Raw genomic sequence first — 2,997 nt, forward strand, 5'->3', positions numbered from 1 at the left:
TTGTGTATAAGCGCCCGGACCCTGCCTGACCACCACCGGGCCAGCCCGCGCAGTCGGCGCCCGCCCATCCGGCCGATGGGGGGGGGGCGCCGACCTGCGGCCGGCCCGGCCCTGATCCTCCCGCGGCCGGGCCCCGCCGAACGGTGAGTGAGCGAGCTGTGGTTGAGTCCTCCGCCATGGCTTGGTGGCACAGACGTGACAGGGCGGTTCCGACGGGCTCCGAGGCGACGGACAGTGCTCCGGCATGCAGTTGCTGCACCGGGGGGCCGGACCCGGCCGACCCGCGCTTCAACCTCTCCCTGCCCGACCCGGTGGCGGACCTGCTGGAGCGCGGGCAGCAGGACGCCATCCGGTTCGCCTCGGACCTGATGGTCGCAACCAGCACCATCGGCGCCTTCACCCGGGCCCTGCTGCCGGTCCGGCTGACCGACGGGCGGACGGTGACGTTCGGTGTCTGGGTGTCGATCGACCGGGACACCTACGCCCGGGTGTCCGAACTGGGTCGCGACGGCACCGACGAGGAGTACCGGACCATGAGGTTCGACGGGCTGCTCGCCAGCTCGCCGGAGCCCTGGGGCCGGAGGATCCTTCGCGCCGAGGTCTCCGCGGGCATCCCTGCTGACTCCCCGTACGACCGTCCGGTGCCGTACCTCACCGCCACCACGCACCGTACGGTGACACGGATCATGAACGAGGCGTGGGCGCCCGCCGAGGTGCTCACCGGCAGCCGCGCCTGGGCACTGCACTACGACCCCGACGCGCTGCGGACCCGCACCACCACTGAGGCTCATGGCGGCTACATCCGGCGGGCGTTGCCGGCGGACACCGTCCGGTGATCCGCATCGCCGACCGTGAGCCGCACGTCCGACTCCCCGCCCAACGACCAGAAGATCGGCCGCGTATACTGAGAACCGCCTCTGGCATCACGTGATCAACCGATGATCGCCCAATCGATGGGAGGCCCGATGATCGGCGTGCTGGTGACTTTCACCCAGACCGAAAAGTTCGATCGTTCGACTCTCGAAAAGCTTGCCGACGAACTCCGCGGGCCGTTCGAAGGCATGGCCGGCCTCCGCTTCAAGAGCTTCATGCTCGACGAGGACGGCGTTCGGGCCAGGAACTTCTACGTATGGGATGACGAGGAAAAGGCCCGTGCCTTCTTCACGGACGAGCTCGTCGACATGGTGACGGGGATTTATGGCACCCCACCCACAATCGAATATCTCGACATCGTGGGATTCGTCGACAACTCGGGCACCTGATCCCGGCTCGCTCCGAAACGACGATCCGCTGGGCGCTGATCGGCATCAAGCGGGTATGAGCCCGGCCGGGGTGTCCTCCGACCGCTCCGCCCACAGATCGCGTTCAACCGGCCGGCCGTGGCGCACGCACCGGTAGGGTGCGCCGCATGCTGACGGACGAGAGTATCGAGGAGCTGGTCTCCCAGTGCTGCCAGGGGGACGAGGATGCGGTGTGGGAGCTGGCCGCGGCCGCGGTCGGCGAGCCCGGCCGGATGGCCCCGCACCACGCACGGCTGCTGACGGCGGGAGTCTTCGACCGGGGCGAGGTCTACCGGGGCGCGGACGAGGCCACCACCCGGGAACTGGTCCGGCTGGCCGACGCGGCCGACGGAGTCCTGCGCGGCGAACTGTTCGACTGCGTGGCCAACGCACACCCCGCCGTGGCCGAGGAGGCCTTCCGCCGGTGGCGGAGCGCGGAGGACGTCGACGTCCACACCCGCGACGCCGGATGGGAGCTCCTCCCGTCGGGCACCCGTCGTGAGCTGCTCCTCGGTCCCGCCTTCGAGCTTCTCCCGGTGGACGCCGAGGACATCGAGGCGGCCCCGGACGGCACGGCCCACGGCCCGTACGGCGCGCCGGTGTTCGGCGCCCCGTCGGGCGAACACTGCCCGTGGTGCCGGATGGAACTGCACGCCGCCCTCGACCTCCCGCCGGGCTCGGCCGCGGCCCGCGCCCTGGGCCTCACCGGCCCGGACCACGTCCGCGTGCTGTCCTGCCCGCGGTGCACCGACTTCGGCACCGTGCTCAGCGGCTACGACGGATCGGGCGGCGCCCGCTGGCTGGAGCACAACGAACGGCCGTCCTGCAACGGCCCGGTGATCGACGGCTGGGACCCGTACCCGACCCGGCTGGTACTGGGGCCGGCCCGGCCGCACGGCGGCAGCGGCTCGGCCTGGCACGACGGCGGCTCCGCGCTGGGCGGGCACCCCGACTGGATCCAGGACCCGGAACGCCCCGACTGCCCGCTGTGCGGCCGCCCGATGCTCTTCGCCTCGATGAACGGCGGCGCCGACGTCTGGGGCGGCGAGGGCTGTCTCTACGTCTTCGTCGACCTCGACTGCCGTACCGGCGCGGTGCTCTACCAGCAGAGCTGAGCGGCGGCGGCCCGTCGCCGGCGCCCCGCGGGGATACCCCCGCCGAGGCCGGTCGCCCCGCCGGCCCGGACGGCCGGAGCCGCCAGGGCACCTGCAGCCCACCGCGAACACGGCAACGTGTTCCCGGGTCGTCGGCGGTTGGGATCTGCCGTGCCGGACAGACGAGCAGCATGGCGACACGACACCAGGAGACCGAGTGTTCGTACGACGGCGCCGCCGGCGAGCCGCTGACCGCGGACGGGCTGCCCGGAGTGGCGTCGGTCCGGCGCGGTGCCACGGTGCGGCTGGATGCCGTCTACTTCGACACCCCTGACCTGCGGATGCTGCGCCGCGGGGTGACGCTGCGCCGCCGCACCGGCGGCCACGACGCGGGCTGGCACCTGAAGACCCCCAACCCGGACGGCAGCCGGACCGAGACCCGTCTGCCCGTGGAGAGCGGGAACGGGCAGCGGCCGCCGAGGGAGCTGGCCGCCCGGGCGGCCGTCCACGCCGGGGGCTCGGCGAGGGGGGGGGGGGGGGGGGCGCGGCGCCCCCCCCCCCCCCCCGCCCCCCCCCCCCGCGCCCCGCCGCCCCCCCCGCCCCGCCCCGCCGCAGCGCCGCGG

4 protein-coding genes are annotated in these 2,997 nt (G+C 73.3%); all 4 read left to right on the top strand.

Going from position 1 to position 2,997, the window contains the following annotated elements; genetic code table 11:
• The first annotated feature begins 176 nt into the window (after positions 1-176).
• Entirely contained in the window at positions 177-836 is a 660-nt protein-coding gene (locus tag ACFV0G_RS08345; RefSeq protein ID WP_380543615.1) for a DUF2199 domain-containing protein, read from the top strand.
• Positions 837-965: 129 nt separating this feature from the next.
• A complete protein-coding gene (locus ACFV0G_RS08350; RefSeq protein ID WP_380543618.1) occupies positions 966-1,262 on the top strand; it encodes a hypothetical protein in 297 nt (98 codons plus the stop codon).
• Between the two features lie 146 nt (positions 1,263-1,408).
• Complete coding sequence (locus ACFV0G_RS08355; RefSeq protein WP_380543621.1) at positions 1,409-2,395, top strand: hypothetical protein; 987 nt, start codon at positions 1,409-1,411, stop codon at positions 2,393-2,395.
• A 278-nt stretch (positions 2,396-2,673) separates the two neighbouring features.
• Positions 2,674-2,997, top strand: a 324-nt coding sequence (locus ACFV0G_RS08360) for a CYTH domain-containing protein (protein ID WP_380543624.1), incomplete at its 3' end; no start/stop codon positions are given.

The sequence above is a fragment of the Kitasatospora sp. NPDC059571 genome, from assembly GCF_042735675.1.
GTDB lineage: Bacteria > Actinomycetota > Actinomycetes > Streptomycetales > Streptomycetaceae > Kitasatospora.